This window comes from Candidatus Bandiella numerosa (assembly GCF_021811875.1).
Taxonomy (GTDB): domain Bacteria; phylum Pseudomonadota; class Alphaproteobacteria; order Rickettsiales; family Midichloriaceae; genus Aquirickettsia; species Aquirickettsia numerosa_A.
Genome location: NZ_JAJBJD010000054.1, coordinates 1 through 6,271, shown reverse-complemented (window position 1 = coordinate 6,271; position 6,271 = coordinate 1). Strand labels below are relative to the sequence as shown.

Here is a 6,271-nt window from a genome sequence, read left to right as displayed (position 1 = left end):
TGATACTACCTCGCCTTTTTCTTTTTTTCTTACTATTATTTCAAAATCCATTTGATACCTGTATTGTTTTAGGTCAAAGGTTAGCACTTTTCCTATTTATACGCTATCTAATATTTATGCTTCCTATTGCATATCTTCCTTGCTTTGCATTTATGCAACGGCCTTTCTCTTAGTGAAATACTATCTTCCAAACTCTAGCTGCTTCATATGTTGAAAAATTTAAGCAAGGTAACTCAATAATTTTTGCTATTGCAAAATATTTTTCAAAATATTTATTTTTAAAATCCTTCATACCACCTCAATTGTTTAATTCTTAAGTGTATTATACTTATGAAGTGTTACAATTGAGTTACAAGGATGATAAATTTATTATTTATTAAGGAATTGAATTACAATTAGCTGCTATGATTTTGAATTAAATACATAATCCCAGTTTTGGATAAGGAATTGTATAACACAAAGCAATAGGGTTGCTTAGGCGTTGAACAAGTGAAGTTTTATGCAAATAAAATTAAAAATTAATCTTTTAATAATCAAAAGATTAAATGGCCACCCTGGGGGGCTCGCGCGTTTAGGCGCGAGGCTGGCTATTTGTTGAATTAAATTTTAAATTTATTAGCTCTTATCCAAAACTCGGTTATTATATAATGAAATATGACAATATGCAGAGTACACGCCGGTAGTTTGCAAAAAAAAGGGAGTTTTTCTTACAAGCTCCCTGCATTATTTGAATCATTTCTTATTTTTTAAGTAACCAACTACGTTGCTTAAAATCTACATGCCTAATTAAACAACTTTTTAATAAAACTTTTAGCATTAAATAAAGTTGGATTTTTTTCTTCTTTTTTATCCTTATCGTGGTGAATTGCTTTGTTAAAATTAGAAGCTTTATTATAATTTTGCTTTGGCATCACTCTTTTTTTTCTCGTAAACTCCTGATCAAATTTTTTTTCAGGCCGTTGCTTTTTAGGCTCACCTTCCATCAATCTCTTCCAAGAATCACTATTAAAAAATTCATTACTTTGCTCAACATTTTTCATGGTAAGTTTGACTTTTCCTTTATGATCTGTGCCAACATATTTAACGTTTATAATCATACCTTCTGAAAGTACATCATCTACATTTTCTATATTTCTGTCTGAAATCTCACTTACATGTACCAAACCTTCATTAGAACCTAAAAATTTTGCAAATGCACCGAACTGCATAATTTTAGTAATTTTTGCATTATATATTTTGCCCATTTCAGGCACTGCAACAATTTCTTCGATACTACTTAAAGCCTCATTTAAAGTTTTTTCATCAGTAGCAAATATCTTAACACTACCATCATCTTCTATATCAATTTTAACACCGGTTCTTTCACAAATCTCTTTTATGTTTTTTCCACCTGGCCCAATTAGATCTCTAATTTTATCCTTATTAATTTTTATTGAACTAATTCTAGGTGCTGAAGAATTCAATTCATTCTTAGGCATAGAAATTAACTCATTCATTTTGGATAATATATGGTTACATCCATCTTTGGCTTGAGAAATTGCTTTCTTCATTATTTCAATGGTTATACCACTTATTTTTATATCCATTTGCAATGCAGTAATTCCATTCTTTGTTGATGCCACCTTAAAGTCCATATCACCTAATGCGTCTTCATCACCAATAATATCTGAGAGAATTGCATGACGATCCTTTTCTAAAATCAAACCCATTGCAATACCTGCAACAGGAGTTTTAATTGGAACACCAGCATCCATTAACGCCAATGTTGCTGCACAAACAGTTGCCATAGACGATGACCCATTTGATTCAGTAATTTCGCTGACTATTCTTATAGCATATGGAAACTCTTCATCTTTAGGTAAAATAGGACTAACAGCTTTAAAAGCCAATTTGCCGTGTCCAATTTCTCTTCTTCCCGGTGGTTTAAGCATACCAACTTCTCCAACTGAATATGGAGGAAAATTGTAATGTAGCATAAATCTTTCATTATAAGTCCCAGTGACGTCGTCCCTTAATTGTGAATCTTGCTGGCTACCAAGCGTAACAATTGACAAAGACTGTGTTTCGCCTCTTGTAAATAATGATGATCCGTGAGTTTGTGGCAATAAACCAATTTCACAATCAATCTTTCTTATTTCTTCCGAATTTCTTCCATCTATCCTGATGTTATTATCTAAAATTTTATCCCTAACTACCTCTCTTCGCAGTTTTTTATAGGCAAGGTCAAATACATTTAATTCAAATCCGTCCTTAGTTGAATGATTGTCAAATGCCTCTTTATATATTGCATCTAATCTTTCTTTTCTCACACTTTTGTCAACTATCTCATACACCTTTTTAATGTCCGTATGATGATCTTTTTTCAATTTTTCGAAAATAGTCTGGATATCCAATTTAGCATAAGCATATTTATCTTTTTTTGAATCAGTAGCAAATTCGTCAATCAATTTTATAACAGGTTGTATATTTTTATGTGCAATTTCAATTGCAGAAATTAATTTTTCTTCATCAATTTCTTTAGCTGAAGATTCAATCATTAGCACTGAATCATTTGTACCAGCAATTACTAAATCTAATTCTGATTTTTCCAATTCTTGTGTAGATGGATTAAGTACAAATTCATTATCAATTAATCCAACTCTTACTGCCGCAAGCAAATTATCAAATGGAACTTCAGAGATTTTTAATGCCGCTGCAGACCCTATTATTGCTAAAATATCAGTTGGAGAATTGCCATCGTATGATAAAACTTTACAGATGACATTAACTTCATATAAAAAATCTTCTGGAAATAAAGGTCTGATTGGCCTATCAATCAACCTTGAAATTAATGTTTCTCTATCAGAAGGTTTCCCTTCTCTTTTCATAAAGCCACCAGGAAATCTTCCTGCTGCATAATATTTTTCTAAATAATTTACGGATAAGGGAAAGAAATCGATCCCTTCTTTTAAATTTTTACTAAAAGTTACTGTACACAAAACTGTACTTTCTCCCATTCTAACTATAACAGATGCGCTAGCTTGCCTAGCTATCTTTCCTGTTTCTAATTCAATTTTTTTACCGTTCCATTCTATCGATTTTTTTACTATATTAAACATTTATACCCTTTTAAGTTTCAATTCTTTTATTAATTTCTCATAACGATCATTATTCTTGTTTTTTAAATAAGTTAACAATCTTTTTCTTTTTGTAACAAATACTAATAAACCTCTTCGTGCTTGATAATCTTTTTTGTTTATTTTTAAATGCTCAGTAAGATTGCTTATGTGTTGCGTAAACAACGCAACTTGCACTTCCGTTGAGCCAGTATCATTTTCAGCAAATGAAAATTGAGAAATAATTTCTCTCTTTAATTCTTTTGTAATCGACATCTAAATCCTCCATTAAAATGTTTTTGTTGGTTTTAAATAACTATCAACGTATGTGCACAACGCAACTAACGTATCATTACTTTTAATAGCTATCTTGGAATCATTCTCAAGCGACAATTTATGAATAACAGACTGACCATTTTTCAATTTTTTAGCATCACTTGAATCCAGATTATACACAGGGACGTCGTCTAGCACATAATCTAGAGGCAGAATTCTTGCACGTATGTAATCATATAATTCGTTATTATGCAAGAATTCTTTTGTTATTTCCGTATTTATCATCTCCATATTTTTAAAAATTCCACTTCGATTTCTTCTTAATTCCACTACATGGGCCAATGTATTTAATGACTTTGCAAAATCTCTAGCAAGCGCTCTAACATAAAATCCCTTACTTGTGATAATATTAAACGTACTTAAGTCATTTTTATGTGATTCTAAAGAAAATTTCTTTAAAGAGACTTTTTTTGATTTTAAAATTAACTCTTCACCTATTCTTGCGTACTCATACGCTCTTTTTCCGTTTACTTTAACAGCGGAAAATATTGGAGGTACCTGCTCAATCTCACCTATGAAATATTCTAATTTATTTATAATTTGTTGCTCTGTAGGAATAATTTTACTATTTCCTGTAATATTGCCAGTCAAGTCGTCACTATCAGTTGAAATACCCCATTTAACTGTAAAGGTATATTTTTTCTCAAAATTCATCGCATAATCAACCAGCTTAGTCGCTTTACCAAGTGCTACCAACAAAAAACCCGAGGCAAATGGATCAAGAGTTCCACAGTGCCCCGTTTTAACATTTAGCAATTTCCTAAATTTATTAATTGCCTGAAAAGATGTTATCCCAATTGGCTTATCTACTAAAAGCCACCCGTTCATTTATTTCTTATGCACATCTGTAGCTTGCTTGACAACTTCAACTCTAGCAACATCTATTTCTATCCTTGGATTTTTTCTCTTCATTTCTACTTCTCCATATATCTTAACTGTGTCAGATGCAGAAAAATCTTCAAATGGCATATGTTTTTGATCAATATCAATAACGATTTCACCTGTACTGTCTTTAAACATATATTTATCATGTGAAATTTTTTGAGCTATATTACCTTGTAAAAAAACTTGCTGACCATGAAATGCGCCATTAAGTACTGTTTGCACGGTTGTTAGACCCTGACTCGGGTGCGTCAGACTCTGTGCTTGAGGACCTTTAAATTCCGCATTTGCAAAACAAACTAAACCAAGAGACATGCATGACAACATTAACGCCTTTGATACTACTTTTTTCATAAATTTATTATATAAAATATTTAGCGATAATCATATTTCAAAAATTTTTATACTTCAATATCATGATTTAATTTTTTCGCCTTACTCTCATAATATTTTTTTATTTCTGAACTAAAAAATTGATGAGAAATAACATTTTCAACCATAATTCCCTGCTTTATTAAATCTTTTGCTTTTGCAGGGTTATTTGAAAGTAAGTCAATTTTATTTATGTTTAACTTTTTTAAAATTTTAGAAGCGGTTATAAACCCTCTTGCGTCATTTTCAAATCCTAAATTTTCATTTGCTTCTACTGTATCAAATCCACTGGATTGAGCCTTATAGACTCTAATTTTATTGGTTAAGCCAATCCCTCTTCCTTCTTGGTTTAAATAAATTATAACGCCACCATCTTTTTCGCTCATAATTTTGATAGCGTTATGAAATTGTTCATGACAATCACATTTAATACTGTTAAATATGTCTCCAGTAAAACATGAAGAATGGACTCTAACTAAAGGAGTTTTATTATTATTTTTTTTGTTTTTTGAATTGATAATTATAGCATAATGATCTTTTGAAAATTGTGACCTAAAGCATCTTATTTTCCCTTTTCCAAATTTTAACTTTAAGTCTGCATTACATACTTCATGTAAATCATTATTGGTCTTAGCAACAAAATCATCCATGCATTCTGATTTTAATGAGTTTATGGGAAAATTCCATTCCATTTTAGAGTCTACTTTAGCAATTATCGCCACAGGGATTAATTCACTAATCTTTAAAAGCAGTAACGCTTTTTCATCTGAATTTGACATTTCATAATAATCATGTGTATTCAGATCGACATTCTTTAAGCCAAAAGCAATTTTTTCAACTTCATTAAAATCAAGATTTTGACAATTTATTTTGCAATGTTTAAGTTTTAAAAAATTGGCTCTTTGTTGTGTAATAACTAAATTAACTTCCTTGAGTGCATTTTTTATCTCGTTAAAAATTTTTTTATTTATTCTTTCAAGTGACAATATTAAATTTTTTTGATTACCATGTTCTAAAATAATGGGAATACCAACTTTCAAATCAGAAATGCATCTTGTTACTTCTATTATTTTTGCCTCAAATACATTGGGTATCTTAGTATTATTTATTTTCATCCTCAACTCTGTATAACTCTTTTTTAACTCCACATGCACTTAAGGAAGCAGCAAGTAGAATTATTAATAATAAAAATGTAATGTACTTTTTGTAATTAAACATTATTGTTAGTGTACGATGTATAGATCAAACTAAATCGAATGAGTAAGCTTGCATTATTTATCAGTATATTGTTTTTTTCAATAAGTATTTTATCAGCAAATGTTTTATCCCCTGATAACAATAAAATAAATATAAAAAAAATTTTAGAGAAATATAGTTTAGCAATCCCAAAAAAAATTGACGATTCAAAATTTTTCGATGATAAAGCAAAACCAGTTTATCTTAAAGAATTTAATAACAAATTAAGACCATTGCATAATAGGCAGAAAGAAACATATATGATAGAATGAAAAGATAAGTACATACGAAAGAGGAGGCAAAATGTCATTTTTAGTAAGAGAAGCAGAAGAACGTATAGAGAAGAGTAA

6 protein-coding genes are annotated in these 6,271 nt (G+C 30.1%); all 6 read right to left on the bottom strand.

The window, feature by feature from the left end; translation table 11 throughout:
- Positions 1 to 169: 169 nt before the first annotated feature.
- Positions 170 to 292 carry a hypothetical protein gene (locus L8D11_RS05800; RefSeq protein ID WP_272906020.1) on the bottom strand — a complete coding sequence of 41 codons (123 nt, stop codon included), beginning with the start codon at positions 290 to 292 and terminating at the stop codon, positions 170 to 172.
- Positions 293 to 782: 490 nt separating this feature from the next.
- The gene (gene pnp, locus L8D11_RS02855; RefSeq protein ID WP_236870168.1) at positions 783 to 3,098 is read right to left on the bottom strand and encodes a polyribonucleotide nucleotidyltransferase; all 2,316 of its coding nucleotides are present in this window, start codon (positions 3,096 to 3,098) and stop codon (positions 783 to 785) included.
- Positions 3,099 to 3,371, bottom strand: coding sequence for a 30S ribosomal protein S15 (rpsO, locus tag L8D11_RS02850; RefSeq protein WP_236870167.1), 273 nt, complete (start codon positions 3,369 to 3,371; stop codon positions 3,099 to 3,101).
- Positions 3,372 to 3,383: 12 nt separating this feature from the next.
- On the bottom strand, positions 3,384 to 4,259 hold the full coding sequence (gene truB, locus L8D11_RS02845) for a tRNA pseudouridine(55) synthase TruB (RefSeq protein ID WP_236870166.1): 876 nt from the start codon (positions 4,257 to 4,259) through the stop codon (positions 3,384 to 3,386).
- The gene (locus L8D11_RS02840; RefSeq protein ID WP_236870165.1) at positions 4,260 to 4,667 is read right to left on the bottom strand and encodes a YgiW/YdeI family stress tolerance OB fold protein; all 408 of its coding nucleotides are present in this window, start codon (positions 4,665 to 4,667) and stop codon (positions 4,260 to 4,262) included.
- A gap of 47 nt (positions 4,668 to 4,714) precedes the next feature.
- Positions 4,715 to 5,800: a GTP cyclohydrolase II gene (locus L8D11_RS02835; protein ID WP_236870164.1), complete on the bottom strand. Its 1,086-nt coding sequence runs from the start codon at positions 5,798 to 5,800 to the stop codon at positions 4,715 to 4,717.
- Positions 5,801 to 6,271 lie beyond the last annotated feature (471 nt).